General features: G+C 68.4%; 16 protein-coding genes. 6 read left to right on the forward strand and 10 right to left on the reverse strand.

What is annotated here, in order from left to right:
• Positions 1 to 324: 324 nt before the first annotated feature.
• From AC31A1_RS08170 to AC31A1_RS08180, 3 genes are all read right to left on the reverse strand, one after another.
• Positions 325 to 1,023, reverse strand: coding sequence for an SDR family oxidoreductase (locus AC31A1_RS08170; RefSeq protein WP_489652583.1), 699 nt, complete (start codon positions 1,021 to 1,023; stop codon positions 325 to 327).
• Between the two features lie 589 nt (positions 1,024 to 1,612).
• On the reverse strand, positions 1,613 to 1,771 hold the full coding sequence (locus AC31A1_RS08175; RefSeq protein WP_489652584.1) for a hypothetical protein: 159 nt from the start codon (positions 1,769 to 1,771) through the stop codon (positions 1,613 to 1,615).
• A 252-nt stretch (positions 1,772 to 2,023) separates the two neighbouring features.
• Positions 2,024 to 2,404 carry a hypothetical protein gene (locus tag AC31A1_RS08180; RefSeq protein ID WP_489652585.1) on the reverse strand — a complete coding sequence of 127 codons (381 nt, stop codon included), beginning with the start codon at positions 2,402 to 2,404 and terminating at the stop codon, positions 2,024 to 2,026.
• A 142-nt stretch (positions 2,405 to 2,546) separates the two neighbouring features.
• Between AC31A1_RS08180 and AC31A1_RS08185 the strand changes: the two genes are divergently transcribed.
• Positions 2,547 to 3,137 carry a TetR/AcrR family transcriptional regulator gene (locus tag AC31A1_RS08185; RefSeq protein ID WP_489652586.1) on the forward strand — a complete coding sequence of 197 codons (591 nt, stop codon included), beginning with the start codon at positions 2,547 to 2,549 and terminating at the stop codon, positions 3,135 to 3,137.
• A 175-nt stretch (positions 3,138 to 3,312) separates the two neighbouring features.
• Here the strand turns inward: AC31A1_RS08185 and AC31A1_RS08190 are convergent, their stop codons facing one another.
• Positions 3,313 to 4,245: an alpha/beta hydrolase gene (locus AC31A1_RS08190; protein WP_489652587.1), complete on the reverse strand. Its 933-nt coding sequence runs from the start codon at positions 4,243 to 4,245 to the stop codon at positions 3,313 to 3,315.
• Positions 4,242 to 4,691, reverse strand: a complete 450-nt coding sequence (locus AC31A1_RS08195) for an enoyl-CoA hydratase/isomerase family protein (protein ID WP_489652588.1) — start codon at positions 4,689 to 4,691, stop codon at positions 4,242 to 4,244. The genes AC31A1_RS08190 and AC31A1_RS08195 overlap by 4 nt, the downstream gene beginning before the upstream one ends.
• Before the next feature lie 12 nt (positions 4,692 to 4,703).
• Here AC31A1_RS08195 and AC31A1_RS08200 point away from each other — a divergent pair, with 12 nt between their 5' ends.
• The 4 genes from AC31A1_RS08200 to AC31A1_RS08215 are packed head-to-tail and all read left to right on the forward strand — an operon-like array spanning position 4,704 to position 8,924.
• Positions 4,704 to 5,570 carry a hypothetical protein gene (locus tag AC31A1_RS08200; RefSeq protein ID WP_489652589.1) on the forward strand — a complete coding sequence of 289 codons (867 nt, stop codon included), beginning with the start codon at positions 4,704 to 4,706 and terminating at the stop codon, positions 5,568 to 5,570.
• 43 nt (positions 5,571 to 5,613) lie between these two features.
• Positions 5,614 to 6,462 (forward strand): alpha/beta fold hydrolase, encoded by an 849-nt coding sequence (locus AC31A1_RS08205; RefSeq protein ID WP_489652590.1) that lies wholly within the window; start codon positions 5,614 to 5,616, stop codon positions 6,460 to 6,462.
• Complete coding sequence (locus AC31A1_RS08210) at positions 6,455 to 7,312, forward strand: SDR family NAD(P)-dependent oxidoreductase (protein WP_489652591.1); 858 nt, start codon at positions 6,455 to 6,457, stop codon at positions 7,310 to 7,312. The genes AC31A1_RS08205 and AC31A1_RS08210 overlap by 8 nt, the downstream gene beginning before the upstream one ends.
• Before the next feature lie 49 nt (positions 7,313 to 7,361).
• Positions 7,362 to 8,924 (forward strand): long-chain-fatty-acid--CoA ligase, encoded by a 1,563-nt coding sequence (locus AC31A1_RS08215; protein WP_489652592.1) that lies wholly within the window; start codon positions 7,362 to 7,364, stop codon positions 8,922 to 8,924.
• Positions 8,925 to 9,149: 225 nt separating this feature from the next.
• On the opposite strand, the gene AC31A1_RS08220 is transcribed toward AC31A1_RS08215, so the two are convergent.
• On the reverse strand, positions 9,150 to 9,752 hold the full coding sequence (locus AC31A1_RS08220) for a TetR/AcrR family transcriptional regulator (RefSeq protein WP_489652593.1): 603 nt from the start codon (positions 9,750 to 9,752) through the stop codon (positions 9,150 to 9,152).
• A gap of 84 nt (positions 9,753 to 9,836) precedes the next feature.
• Between AC31A1_RS08220 and AC31A1_RS08225 the strand changes: the two genes are divergently transcribed.
• Positions 9,837 to 10,631 carry an SDR family oxidoreductase gene (locus AC31A1_RS08225; RefSeq protein ID WP_489652594.1) on the forward strand — a complete coding sequence of 265 codons (795 nt, stop codon included), beginning with the start codon at positions 9,837 to 9,839 and terminating at the stop codon, positions 10,629 to 10,631.
• 323 nt (positions 10,632 to 10,954) lie between these two features.
• Here AC31A1_RS08225 and AC31A1_RS08230 read toward each other — a convergent pair whose 3' ends face one another.
• The 4 genes from AC31A1_RS08230 to AC31A1_RS08245 all read right to left on the reverse strand — a co-directional run bounded on the left by AC31A1_RS08230 (position 10,955) and on the right by AC31A1_RS08245 (position 14,149).
• On the reverse strand, positions 10,955 to 11,701 hold the full coding sequence (locus tag AC31A1_RS08230; RefSeq protein ID WP_489652595.1) for a haloacid dehalogenase type II: 747 nt from the start codon (positions 11,699 to 11,701) through the stop codon (positions 10,955 to 10,957).
• A gap of 107 nt (positions 11,702 to 11,808) precedes the next feature.
• Entirely contained in the window at positions 11,809 to 12,639 is an 831-nt protein-coding gene (locus AC31A1_RS08235; RefSeq protein WP_489652596.1) for an enoyl-CoA hydratase/isomerase family protein, read from the reverse strand.
• Positions 12,640 to 12,747: 108 nt separating this feature from the next.
• A complete protein-coding gene (locus AC31A1_RS08240; protein WP_489652597.1) occupies positions 12,748 to 13,236 on the reverse strand; it encodes a hypothetical protein in 489 nt (162 codons plus the stop codon).
• Between the two features lie 46 nt (positions 13,237 to 13,282).
• Positions 13,283 to 14,149: an alpha/beta fold hydrolase gene (locus AC31A1_RS08245; protein WP_489652598.1), complete on the reverse strand. Its 867-nt coding sequence runs from the start codon at positions 14,147 to 14,149 to the stop codon at positions 13,283 to 13,285.
• Positions 14,150 to 14,233: the final 84 nt, after the last annotated feature.

Below are 14,233 nucleotides of genomic sequence, written 5' to 3' on the forward strand. Positions count from 1 at the left end.
CTTTGCCGGTGCGCCTGAGAGATGTGGTCTGTTGGGGCGGGCGCCAGTCGGTCGCCGTGTTGGCTTGCGGATCTCTTGCCGAAGAACCGGCCGTGGGACGGTGTGGCGCATTGTGCGGACGCGTGAGGCCGGCGGGCCGACGGTTGGCGCGGTCACGACCTGGGGTCGGTGGTTACCGCGACGATTGCCCTGACGACGCTTGAGTGGTTCTCGCCGTCCTGTGCCGCCGCTGCCCTCACGTCGATGGCGCGACGGCGGGGGTGGGAGTGGGACACCGGGCATCGGCATCCACCCAGTTCGGTGCGGATTCCTGGGCGGCTGCCCTCAGGGGAGCTGCGGGTAGAGCACGGAGACGCCTCCGGCCAGTGCGGCCTGTGCCTGGCGGGCGGCGTCGTCCGCGAGGATTTCGTAGGCGTCGGCGGCGATGCCGTCGACGGCGGTGCGGGCGATGTCGACGGGGTCCGACTTGGGCGCGTCGACGGCCCGGACCATGTCGGTGTCCATGTAGCCGACGTGGAGGCCGGCCACTCGGATGTGCTGGTCGGCGAGTTGCAGGCGCAGGGCGTTGGTGAGGGACCACTCCGCGGACTTGGCGGCGCAGTAGGCACCTAGTTCCGGGAAGCTGACCCAGGACAGGCCGGAGAGGATGTTCAGGATCGTGCCGCCGCCGTTGGCCGTGATCTGGGGTGCGAAGGCGCGGACCACGGAGAGGGTGCCGATGTAGTGGGTGTCCATCTCCAAGCGGATGGCGTCCAGGTCGGCGGCCAGCAGGTCGGCACCGGTGGAGGATCCGGCGTTGTTGACCAGGACGGTCACGTCGCCGGTGGCCTTGACTGCGGCCGCGATGGAGGCGGGATCGGTGATGTCGAGCGCGATCGGCCTGGCGCCGGGCAGGTCGACCTGGTCGGGATTGCGGGCGCCGGCGTAGACGGTGGCGCCGCGGCTGAGCAGCTCGGCGGCGAGGGCGCGGCCGAAGCCCCGGTTGGCTCCGGTGACAAGGGCGGTGCTGGTGGAGAGATCCATGGAGAGTTCCTGGTGAAGTAAGAAGGGCTCGCTGCTCGCAGCAGCCACGCCGCCGGTGCGCGATGTCGGCCGTAAGGCAGGTGGTAGGGCCGTTGTCGCGGGGCGGGGCGGGGTTGCGGGCGGTGGTGGAGGCGTGCCCGAAGGGGAGCATCTGTCTCGCGAACCGAGGGCAGACCCGTCATGAGGGTTGTCGGTCGAGCCGTCAGCGGTGAGAACCCATGCATTTAAATTACGCTCGTAATTCTATGAGGCTGCTTCGATGATTGCAAGCGCTCTGCGCGGAGTGGAGGCATCGGCGTCGGAGCGGGAGGCGTGGGGAAGTGCCCGCAGGGGGCGCCGATCCCTGGACACGTGTCCCGCGCGATCTGCTTCATCGCCACCGTGCGCGAGGGTGCCAAGCGCACGCTCGGCCGACGTCACCCGGTTCGCCGGGTTTGCCCGACCGCCGACCCCGGATCCATTCCGTGCCGCTTCGGCATACCGCCGAACGCGAACTCGATGGGCGCTCCCGGCGCAGGGTTCAGCGCCTGCGCCGTCCCCGCCCTCGTCGGCGCACCGGCCGCCCCGATGAGCGGTGCCGTGGTGAGCGTCAGACGGGTGCTCCCTTGAAGGCGGTGACGATCTCGCTGGCGGTCACCATGGCGTGGGCGCAGGAAGGGCCGGTCAACTCGTAGGCCGCGTGCGGCATTCCACAGGTCAATGCGGCGGCCCCTCTGCGCAGCAGGGGCACGTGGTAGCCCAGTTCCATGGCGTAGCGGCCGGCCGACTCGACGCAGGGTGGGCCGGCATGCCGACGGTCACCAGGTGGGTGATGCCGTGCCCACGCCGGCAACTGCATGTTCCGCCCGGGGCCCGCCCCTCGGGTGTGACTCCGCAGGCAGGGCCACGGGTCCGCGGGGGTGGCCGGAGAGTGCATCGCCATTCCGCTCGGTGGCGGCCCGCTGCCCCTCGGTGACTCATCGATTGTGGGGATGGTGTGTGTCGCAGCCGTGCCGGGTACCTAGGGCGGACGTCCCCCTCGGGCACCGGGTGCTCCACCTGGGCGGAGCAGGACGGGGTAGTCGGTGCAGCCGGCCGCGCCACCGCCGTGGAGGGTGGCAGGTCGGGGGCGTTTAGGGGCGTTGGCGCTTGCGCGCTTGACGAGGTCGGGACTACCGAGAGAGATGGTGCCGACAGAGATGACGTCGGCGAGACCGCCTTCGATCCCCTTGGCGCGGATGGCGATGTCCGTGTCGGCCCGATCGAGGAGCAGCGCCGGCCAGGGCTGGGGTGGTCGGCGAGGCTCGCGGTGGCGGCCGTCACCATGAGCCTCGTCGGCGAGGGCGAGTCCAGATGCCGGGTCCGTGGCTGCCGCACCGATGAAAGCCAGACGCTCGCTCATCGCCCTTGCCGCAGAGGGCAACTGGCGACGAGGCGGACGACCGTCGCCGCCGTCGACTCTTTGGAGTACGTTCGCACTACCATAGACTGTCGGAGTCGGCGAAGGGCAACCGGTCCTTCCGGCCGGCGAAGGAGCGTGTGGCGTGGTGCGGTACGGAAAAGAGCACAAGTCGGAGACGAGGCGGCGGATCATCGAGACGGCGGGCCGCCGTTTCAAGCAGGACGGTATCGACGGCTCCGGGGTCTCGACGCTCATGAAGGACGCGGGGCTGACCAATGGTGCCTTCTACGCCCACTTCGCATCCAAGGACGACCTCGTCACCACGGCGATCGCCGACCAGTTGAAGGCGCAGGCCGAGAATGTCGTCGCGCGGGCCGAACCCGGCCGGGCCGGACTGGAGCAGATCGTGCGCGGATACCTGTCGCCCCAGCACCGTGAAATGCTTGGCGACGGCTGCCCCAACGCCGCGCTGCTCGACGAGATCGGGCGCTGCACCGACACAACCAGGCAGGCGTACACCGACGGCGTGCTGATCCTCATCGACGGCATTGCCGCCCGCATGGCGCCCGAGGCCCCGTCCTCCGCACGCGTGAAGGCACTCAGCCTCCTCGGCCTGATGGCCGGAACCCTGCAGCTTTCCCGCGCCCTGACCGACAGCCAACTCGCCAACGAGCTCCTCGATCAGGGGATCAACAACGCCCTCACCCTGCTGGACAGCGGGCAGCGCGACTGACGCACCACATCCCCAGCCCAGGCGCGGCCTCTGACGGAGGTCATCGAAGCCAGGGGGCCGTCGATCCACTTGTGGTCAGGTCGCCCTTCGCCTCGGCGAGGATCGACCTGCTCCTGGCACCGTGTGCGGGGCAGCATCTGACATCGGCTACCCCGTCCTCGACGGCCCGCCCGGCTCAGCCGCTCGTGACCTGCGCTGGTTTCAGGTGGCTGACCAGGAACTCGCTCTGGTCGGCGACCAGTTGCTCAAACGCGTTGCCGAAGTAGAAGTCGAAATGCCCGGCATCATAGTGACGAACGTCGCCGCGCGGTGCCTGACGCACGTAGCGTTCGGTCCGCGCGGGTGGGGCGACCGAGGCGGTTGTGCTGATGCAGACGAGGATCGGCGCGGTGATGCGCTTGGCCGCTCGGCCGGGCCGATACCGGATGATGTTGATCAAGCTGCGGGCCGCCGCGCGGTTGACCCACTCGTAGTCGTCGGGCACCAACGCCAGCATTCCCGGCAGCGCGTCGGGCGCGGTCATCAGACCCAGCTGACCGGGCGCTGCCGCGACCGGAACGGTGACCGGCTCCTTCCCGCGCGCCGCTGCGAGGAAGTCGCGGGTCAGAACGCTTCCCAGGGCCAGAGTCTCCCGTATTCCGAGCGCCCCGGCCGAGGCCGGCCCGTCGGTGAAGGGGCACTGGGCGACCGCGGCACACAGTTCCGGATGCCGGGCTGCGACGGCGATGGCGTGGCCCCCGCCCAGCGAACTGCCCCACACCGCGACCCGTTGCCGGTCGACTTCGGGGAGACTGGCCGCGTACTCGATGGCGGCGTCCCAGTCGGCGAGTTGCCTGGTCATGGACAACACTTGGCGCGGTCCGCCGCCGCTGTCGCCGAGATTGCGGTAGGTGAACACCAGTATCGCCAGCCCGGTGGCGGCGAATCGTTCGGCGTAGGGCGCCAACCCCATCTCCCGGGTGGCGCCGAGGCCGTGCCCCATCACGACGACCGGTACGGGCGCCTCGGAGGCCGGCTCCGGCACGTACAGCCAGGCCGAGCAGTAGGAGTCACCCGAGGCGAACTGCACGGTGCGCCGGCTGAACTTCGTGGTCACATCGTGTGTCACGCCCTCACTTCCTCTTTCCGGCCTGACGCGGTTCCGCGCTGGAGGGCGGCGGCGTAACCGCCGGGCTGGTACAGCGGCAGCTCACCCTGGACCGCGGTGTCGCGCAGGTAGCCCTTCATGAGTTCCTGCGCCGTCGGCTGCGGCAGGGAGGCGAGGAACTCGGAGCGTTCGAGGTGCAGCCCGTCGGCCATCGACAACGAGCCGCCCACGTTCACCGCCCGCTTGACGGCCCCGATCGCCTCGGTCGGCCGCGCCGCGAGATGAGCGGCTCGTTCGACGGCCCGGGAAATGAGCTGATCGGCCGGCACGATCTCGTCGATGGCCCCGACGGCGAGGGCTTCCTCGGCGGGCAACGGCCGGCCTTCCAGGATCGCCACCAGCGCACGGTGGGCACCGATGAGCCGAGGCATGCGCTGGGTGCCACCGGAGCCGGGCGGAATGCCCATCAGGATCTCCGGATGCGTGCCACCGACCTGCTCAGCCCCGTCTTCACGGATAGGGTCATCTCCACCTGGCCCAACGACGACGACGCGGTGCTCTTCCAGTACAAGCTGTTCATCGATCAGTACGGCTGGGGCTGGCTGGACAAGTTCGCCGCGCAGCGGCCCACATACGTCCGCGGCCTGCTCGGATCAATCAGCGGCGTCACTGGCGGCACCTACCTTGCCAGCCCGGCCGGAGCCGGGGGCACGGGCCCCAACAGCGTTCAGGTGCTGCCCAGCCACGACCGGTTCCCGTCCTGGGCACAGCGCGCCGCCATCTTCCGACGGTCCCGGCACCAGGCCACCGCCAAACTGTTCATGAGCTGGCCGCTCTCCCAGCAGACTCAGAAGAACGTCATCGCGAGCTTCACCTGGTCGGTACGCGCCGATGTCGCCCCGCCCGCGGGGCTGAAGCCCCTCGCCGACTACCCCACCACCGACGCCCTCGCCTTTCCGAAGTTCATGAGCGACCGCGCCGCCGTCGACCGGTTCAAGTCCCAGGTCGAGCTGTACGTAGGAGCAGTACAGGGCCCCGACCCCGCCGACGCCCAGAACGCCCTCGGTCGCGCCCCGGCCGATTCCGAAACCACGCCACCCACGCCCGCGCACCGAACCGACCCCTGTTGGTGCGCGGGCCCCGGTGTTCGGACGCGGCGCCGCCCCGGGAGGGCCTTGATGCAGTCGCCCGGCACGTACAGCAGAGCGCAAGGTCGAGACGTCTTCGTGACGACTGGTCGGACCGGGGCCTTCGGTGACAACCCCCGCTCAGTGGGTGCAGAGCCCTTGTCACCGCTCCATCCAGCTGTATACATTACAACCGTAAGAAGAACGACCGTAATATAACTGCACGGAGCCGCGGTCCTCGCGCCGTATCCGATGAGGTCAGATGAAGACGACAAAGAGCATGAAGTGGATCGACGTACCCAACCGCACGATCGACGTCGGCGGGGTGCCGTTCGCCTACCGCGAGCTCGGTCCGGCCGGTGGTGTTCCCGTGGTGTTCCTGCACCACCTGATGGCTGTCCTTGACGCCTGGGACCCGAGGATCATCGACGGCATCGCCGCCCGCCACCGGGTGATCACGTTCGACAACCGCGGGGTCGGCAGGTCCGGAGGATCCGTACCGCCGGATGTCGCGGACATGGGCCGCGACGCCGTCGCCTTCATCCGTGCGATGGGACTGGAGCAGGTCGACCTCCTCGGGTTCTCGCTCGGCGGCGGAGTCGCACAGATGGTGGCCCTGCAGGCACCCGAGCTCGTGCGCCGGATCGTCCTGGCCGGGACCGGTCCCCGCGGAGGCGGCGGCATCAAGGAGATCAACAAGGTCGCGGTCGGGGCGTACGTCAAGTCCGCGCTCACCCTGAAAGACGCCAGGACGTTCCTGTTCTTCCCGCGCGACGCCGAGGGCAAGCGGGCCGCGAAGGACTACCTCGCCCGGCTCAAGGAGCGCGCCCACGATCGCGACGAGAAAATCTCCCTACAGGCTCGGCGCGCGCAGCTGAAGGCCATCCGCACGGCCGGACTGCACGCACCCGACGACCTCTCGGTGATCACCCAGCCGGTCTTCGTCGCCAACGGTGACAACGACCTCATGGTCGCGAGCAGCAACTCGGCGGACATGGCCCGCCGGATCCCGAACGCCCGCCTGAAGATCTACCCGAACTCCGGGCACGGCGGCGTCTTCCAGCACCACCGGGAGTTCGTCCGCGAGGTGCTGGAGTTCCTCGATGACTGACAGATCCGACCGGTCGATCGCCGGAAAGGTCGCCCTCGTCACCGGCGGCGGCCGGGGCCTGGGCGCGGCGACCGCGCGGGCCCTGACCGCCGCCGGTGCCCGGGTCTTCGTGATCGATCTGCACCGCCCGGCCGCGGGCGAGGCGATCGACGAGCGGATCACCCACCTGGTCGGCGATGTGACCGACCCCGGCGACATGACCCGAGCGGTCGAGACCGTCGTCAGGGACTCCGGCCGCCTGGACATCGTGATCGCGAACGCGGGTGTGGTGGCGCGGGGTGTGACCCTGCGGGCGTCCTCGGCTCCGGTGGTCGACCGGCTCTTCGACGTGAACGTCGGAGGCGCGCTCAACACGGTCCGTGCCGCTCTCCCGGGCCTCATCGCACACCGTGGCCGGCTCGTACCGATCTCGTCGGTGTTCGCGTTCGTCAACGGGGCCGGCACGATCCCGTACGCGATGAGCAAGGCCGCGGTCGAGCAGCTCGGCCGTGGACTGCGGGTCGAGCTCGCCGCTCATGGCGTCAGCGTGACCACCGCGTACTTCGCGATGATCAACACGGACATGATCCGGCAGAGCATCGACGAGGATCCAGCAGCCCGGGCGCTGCTCAACACCCAGCCGAGGTTCCTGCGCAAGCGCATCAGCCCCCAGCAGGCGGCGGAAGCCATCGTCGAGGGCCTGCGTCGCCGCGATGTGCGGGTGTTCCGTCCGCGCAGATGGTCGGTGGTCTCGCGGGCCCGCGGCATCGTCGCGCCCGCCCTGGACTCCGGCCTGACGCGGGACCGCACGGTCCAGAGCATTCTCCAACGCCTCGACGCGCGTGACGGCGAGGACTTCCTGACCACCTGATGTCAGGAGCGACACGGTGTCCCGACTACGCACAGACCAGGAGCCCTTGATGACGAGCTCGACCCGGAACGTGTCCGGTCTGCTGACCCGCACCGCGTCGGCACACCCTGCGCGCACGGCGATCGTCTTCGGTGGCGATCGGATCTCCTACGCGGAACTCGACGCGGCGTCGAACCGGGTGGCGAACCTGCTGATCGAGCGCGGCGTCCGCCCGGGCGAGAAGGTCGCCCTGTCCTGCACGAACATCCCGCAGTTCACGACGGTCTACTTCGGGATCCTCAAGGCCGGCGCGGTTGTCGTGCCGGTGAACGTGCTCCTCAAGGCGCGTGAGATCGCCTACCACCTCAACGACTCCGAAGCGACGGCGTACTTCGCCTTCGAAGGCAGTGCAGAGCTCCCGATCGGGCGCGAGGCATGGTCGGCCTTCCAGGCCGCCGACCGGGCCGCGCACTTCTTCCTCATCGGCGGCGGCGCATCCGTGGACGGTGTCACCCCGGACCAGGTCTATGCCGCCGCTGTCGCCGGGCAGCCGGAGACGTTCGAGACGGTCGAGCGTAGCGACGACGACACCGCGGTCATCCTCTACACGTCCGGTACCACCGGGCAGCCCAAGGGCGCAGAACTCAGACACCGGAACGTGTACGACATCGCCCGAGCCGGTGTCCAGCTCTTCTCGTCGGATCCCGCGAGACCCGACGTCTACCTGTGCGTCCTTCCGCTCTTCCATGCCTTTGGCCAGATGGTCATCCAGAACGGCGCCATCGGGTTCGGCGGCACGCTCGTCCTGCAACCGAGGTTCTCCGCCCGCCAGGCCCTGGAGCTCATGCTCGACCATGACGTGACGTTCTTCGGCGGCGTACCGACCATGTACTGGGGCCTGCTCGACGCACTCGACGACAGCGTGGACGTCGCCCGACTGGCCGCCAACCTGCGCATCGCCGTCTCCGGTGGCTCCGCGCTTCCCGCGAAGATCCATCAAGAGTTCAAGGAACGTTTCGGGGTGACGATCCTTGAGGGCTACGGGCTCTCGGAGACGGCGGCCATCGCGTCGTTCGCCACGTACGGCGAGGAGCCCCGTGTCGGATCGATCGGCCGGCCCATCGCCGGGGTTCAGATGAAGCTCATCAACAAGGACTGGTCGGATGTGGAGGACGACGCCGGCGCGGTCGGGGAGATCGCGATCAAGGGCCACAACGTCATGAAGGGCTACTACAAGCGCCCCGAGGCGACGTCAGAGGCCATCAACCAAGGATGGTTCCGCACCGGAGATCTGGCTCGCCAGGACGCGGACGGCTTCTACTTCGTCGTCGACCGGTCCAAGGACATGATCATTCGCGGCGGGTTCAACGTCTACCCACGCGAGCTCGAAGAGGTGCTCATGGAACACCCCGCAGTCTCCTTGGTCGCCGTCATCGGAGTTCCGCACCCCAGCCACGGGGAAGAGATCAAGGCAGTCGTCGTGAAGAAGGCCGGCGACGGTACGACCGAGGCCGAGCTGACAGCTTGGGGAAAAAAGCAGTTCGCCGGCTACAAGTACCCGCGCATCGTCGAGTTCGTCGACGCTCTGCCCATGACCTCCACCGGAAAGATCCTCAAACGCGAACTTTCCTAGAAAGCAGGGCCGGGCGGACAGGTTGTCCATGAACACGTAGACCGGGGCGCCGTCGGGCCGGGCGGCGCGGATCGACCGCGAAAGGAGTGATCGGGGGCGTCCGAGCCGCATGGTGCTGGGATGAGGCCCCGTGCTGGGATCGTGCTTCCCAGGGCGGGATCGCCAGTTGCACGCACGATCGGTTCGCCCGACAGGCCGCGCGGATGCGAACCCATGAACCGCGCTTCAGCGAGGCAGCAGGACGCTGACCTGCCCTCGGATGTCCTGCACGATCTCTTCGACGCTCAAGGCGATGTTCACGCTCACCGCCATGCTGAGGAACATCACGGCGGACACGATGTGTGCCAGCGTCGCGGCATCGCCCTCTGTGACCCGCTCGTCTCGGCGCAGCAGGGCGGCGATGGCCTCCTCGGTCTGCGCGGCGATGGTGAGCGCTTCGCCGTGCCGGGGTTCCTCGGGGTCGCCGAAGACCACCTCTCGCAGGTAGGTGCGTCCGTTGTCGATCTGGGTGCGGTTGCATTCCACGATCGGCCTGACGATTGCCAGCACCGCGTCCAGCAGGCCTGGGATGGTCTCCGCCTCCGCCCGGCCCCGGTCGAGCGCTTCGGCGTACTTGACGTTCTGCACAAGCAGCAGAAGCTCGCCCTTGGTCTTGGCGTACAGGAACAGCGTCCCGGTGCCGATGTCCGCCTTGTCGGCGATCTGCTGGGTCGTGACCTCGTCGACGCCGCGTTCGGCGAACAGCTCGCTGGCGGCGGCGATGATGCGGTCCAGTTTGTCCTGCTTGTTCCGCTCGCGCCGTCCTACCGGCCGGGAGGCGAGAGACATGGCGGCGTCCTCCGGGAATAGATTCTGACTTAACTCAGTTATGAACGCAGTCACTAACGTGTCGGCTCGAAAGTGTCTTCACTCATGCTCCCACAGCCGGGAGCCGAGCCATTGCTCCATCCGTGCGAAGCGGTGGCACCAGCCCGCGCCTCGTGCCCCTTGGAAAGGAACACCCATGCCCTCCCTCAACGGATCAGTCGTCCTTGTCACCGGAGCGAACGGCGGCCTCGGAACCCACTTCGTCCACGACGCCCTGGCTCGTGGCGCCACCAAGGTCTACGTCACCCCGCACCTGGGACGACGACCGCATCGCCCCCCCTCACGCTCGATGTCACCGACCCCGCGTCGATCGACGCGGCCGTCGCCGCCGCGCCTGATGTCACCGTGCTCATCAACAACGCGGGTGCGATCCCGCCGAGCGCGAGCCTGTTCGACGTCGCCGAAGCGGATCTCCGGGCGAACATGGAGACGAACTTCTTCGGCCCCGTCTTCCTCGCCCGCGCCTTCGCACCGGTCCTTGCCGCCAAGCCGAACTCGGTCCTCGTCGACGTGCACTCCGTTGCCAGCTGGTACGCCTTCGGCGGCGTCTACAGCGCGTCGAAGGCCGCACTGTGGTCGGCCACCAACTCCTTGCGCATCGAGCTCGCACCCAAGGGAGTCCACGTGACGGGGGTGCACATGGGCTACGTCGACACCCCCATGGCCGCGCACGCCGAGGGACCCAAGTTGCTGCCGGCAGAGCTGGTGAAGACGGCCTACGACGCCGTCGAGGCCGGGGCGTACGAGGTCCTGGCCGACGAGTTGACCGCGCAGGTCAAGGCGGCTCTCAGCGGCCCGGTCGAGGCGCTCTACCCGGACCTGCACAGCACGAACGCCTGAGCTTGTTCTTAGGCCCCGACGTGGTCTTTTCGCGTCGAGGTCCCGCGATCCATGGCGTTCGAGCGGCTGGCCGACGTCGAGGAGGTGTGCGCCGCCACGTTCGTCGGGCCGCCGACGATATCGGCGGTGGACCCGGCGCAGCCGCTTGCCGTCGGTGTCGATCACCACCGTGGTGAGGCAACGGTGCTGATGAACGATGCCGCGGCGTCGGTCCCGAGCCCGGGGACCTCACCCGTTCCTATGAGGAGATCCGTCGGAACGTGGAGACGAGCTTTCTTGGCCCGTGATTGCTGGAAACTGGTCTGGCCGCGTCGGATCGGCCGCTATAGAGCGAGTCGCCGGGCCAGGTCGGGGATGTCGGTGGCCGTGAGGTCGACCCAGTCCGGCGCCGGTGGGGCCGGGTGGCCGGGGCCCCATTCCAGCGGGCGTGGAATGTATGCGGTGCGCAGTCCGGCGTCGGCGGCGGCACGCAGGTCTTCGAGATGGCAGGCGGTCATCAGCAGCCGCGACGGCGGGACTTCGAGCAGTTCCGCGGCCATCAGGTACACCTTCGGGTCGGGCTTGTAGCTGTGGACCAGTTCGGCGGACAGGATGGCGTCGAACGGCAATCCGCCGGCGCGGGCAAGGTGGATGAGTAGCGCGATGCTGCCGTTGGACAGGGTGGCGGTGATATGGGTCTCGCGCAGCTGGGACAGACCGTCGCGGCTGTCGGGCCATGGGCTCAGTCGGTGCCAGGCGTTGACGAGTTCGTCCCGGTCGGTGTCGGTGAACTCGGTCAGGCCGTACTCGGTGAGCACGTCGTCGAGCATCATCCGGTGCAGTTCGTCCAGTGGCCGCCAGGAAACTTCCCCCGACACCACCCGCCTCAGCGTCGGCGGGTACCGGCTGCGCCACGCGGTGATGAGTCCCAGCCAATCGGCCTGCAACCCGACGCGGGTGCCGACGCGCTCGAATTCGCTCGCGACACCGGTGCGCCAGTCGACCACGGTGCCGAAGACGTCGAACACCACAGCCTCTACAGCAGCACCGATCCGTCTCCCGTTTCCGGTAGTGACGGGGTTTCGCGCCATGTTCTTCTCCTGATCGGCAAGGATGCGACGGCGAACCAGGTGGCCCCCACGACAGACGAGCACCGCCGCAGCATCTGCTGCGTCGGTGTTCGTTTCGTGATGGGGTGTCAGAGTTGCTGGTTGGCAACGCCGATGTACTGCCCAAGGCGGTACTCGAAGTCGATGCCGGCCTGCTCGACGACGGCTTGCGCGCCGGCGGCGCGGACGAGGAACCCGGGGAGGGTGAGGGAGTGGGCGAACTCGCCGTAGGCGGCGACCAGATCCGCGTCCGGGGGCAGGGAGGCCCGGTTGATCTGGGCTTTGGCCGAGGCGAGTGAGGTGCGGTCGAAGGAGGCGAGCCGGCCGACGATCGTGTCGACGAAGGCGTCGAGCTCGCTGTCGGGAAGGGCACGGGTGATCCAGCCCCAGCGTTCGGCGGTGTCGGCGTCGTAGTCGTCGCTGGTGAGGATGGCTTCCAGGGCGCGGTCGCGCCCGATGGCGCGGGGCAGGCGTTCGGTGCCGCCACCGCCGGGGAGCAGTCCGCTGCCGACCTCCGGCTGCCCGAAGATCGCCTTCTCCCGGCTGGCGTACCGCAGGTCGAGGGCGAGCGCGAGTTCGTTCCCGCCGCCGCGGGTGCGTCCGCGGATGGCCGCGATGGTGATGTAGGGCGCTTTGGAGAGTTGCAGGACCAGGTTCGTCCAGGCCGGCACCTCGTTCTCGTCCTCGGGGGCGGGGAAGTCGGCGGCGGCGGCCAGGTCGAAGTGGTTGTAGAAGAAGTCGGGGGTCGCGCTGTCGAACACCACGACCTGGATGTCCGGGTCGGTGGCCAGTTTCTCGACGATCTCGGTGAGGCGCAGGACGGTCTCGCCGACGATGAAGTTGACGGGCGGGTTGGCGAAGGTGATCTTCGCGACCTGGGGTGAGGTGCGCTCGTAGTGGATGGTGCTCGGCTCGCTCATGGTCTGGCTCCAGATGTGTGATGGATATGGGTTGGCGACGGGGCGTCAGTGGGCGGGAGGCACGGGGGGATTGCCGGGTCCGGCGGTCCTGCTCCCGCCCGTTGCCGCTCACTCCTCGTAGTGCGGGAGGATGTCGCCGTTCTTGACGTAGGTGAGGGCGGCGGCGACGTCGTAGGCGTGGATAGCGGAGACCAGCGGTGCCAGCTGGTCGGACAGTCCCTCGATCACGTCGCCGGAGAGCAGGGTGCGGCGGAACACGTTGATCTCGTCCTGGTAGGCCAGCTTCGTCTGCTTGCGCCCGAGCAGAGGTGCAAGCGCCGATCGGAAGGTGACTTCTGCGACCCCGTCGATCTTCCGGTCGACGGGGATCGAGGTCTCCACTCCGCCGGTCGCCGGCCACCGGCCCGGGTTGTGCTCGGCGAGGTGGATCTGGCGGTACTCCTCCAGGCCCGGGGTGGCGGAGATGATCCCCGAGTGCGGGCCCTTCCAGTGGTCCATGCCGGTCTGGCGGGGCTGGTCGGTGCGCACCCACAACAGGATCGAGGAGGTGAGGTGCTTCTTCGCATCCAGGTGCACGGCGGTCGATGGCATGCTCATGGTGTTGCCCTTCCCTCGCCGGCCGGCTCTTCCTGCCAGGCGGTGGTCATCGGCCGAGGAACTCGACCGCGACCGGGGCGAACTCCTCGTGGTACTGGAAGATGCCGCCGTGACCGGAGTCGGGGTAGATGATCACCTCGCTGTCCTTGATGCGCCGGTGCAGGTCCTCCGAGAGGACGGAGGGCACCATGCGGTCGTTGTCGCCGTTGGCGATCAGGGTGGGCTGCGTGATCGTCGACAGGTCGTCCGGGGCGGAGCGCCCCCACTTCTGGATCGCCTTGAGCTGCGTCTGGAACGCCTTGACCTTGATCTTCGCGTCGCGGTCGACGGTGCGCTCCTTGAGCCGGTTGACGAACGCACGCGCCGCGGGCTTGCCGGCGGCGTTGCGGTTGAAGAACAGGAACTCCTTGGGGTCCGACCGGGTCAAGGTGGCGCGCAGCATGTCCCAGTAGGTGGTGCCGACGACCTTGTCGATGTCCTTGCCGCCCTTGGGCCCGGTGCCGGTGAGGACAAGCTTGCGGATGAGCTCGGGGTGCTTCACCACCAGGGCCTGGGCGACCATGCCGCCGAGGGAGAAGGAGAAGACATCGATCTTGTCGTACCCGAGCGCCCTGATGAAGGTGTAGGCGTCGTCGGCCATCGCCTCGACACTGTCGGGCACCTGGCCGGTGGACGCCCCGACACCGCGGTTGTCGAAGGCGATGACGTGACGGCCCTTCGCGACGGGGTCGATGATGCGGGGGTCCCAGTTGTCCAGGGTGGCGGCGAGGTGGACGAAGAAGACGACGGGGATGTCGCCCTTCGGTCCCAGCTCGCGGTAGGCGTAGGTGACGCCACCGGCGCTGACGGTGCGGGCCGGGGCCTTCGCGTAGGAGGTGATGACGGCTTCGTTCGGGGTGCCGGTGCTACTCATGACGGATTCCTTAAGAATGTTGGGCGGTCCGGGAGGACCGGGTGTGGCTGATGATGGTTTGCCGTTGATGGCTCCAGGAGAATG

This window comes from Streptomyces sp. P5F9, assembly GCF_057961495.1.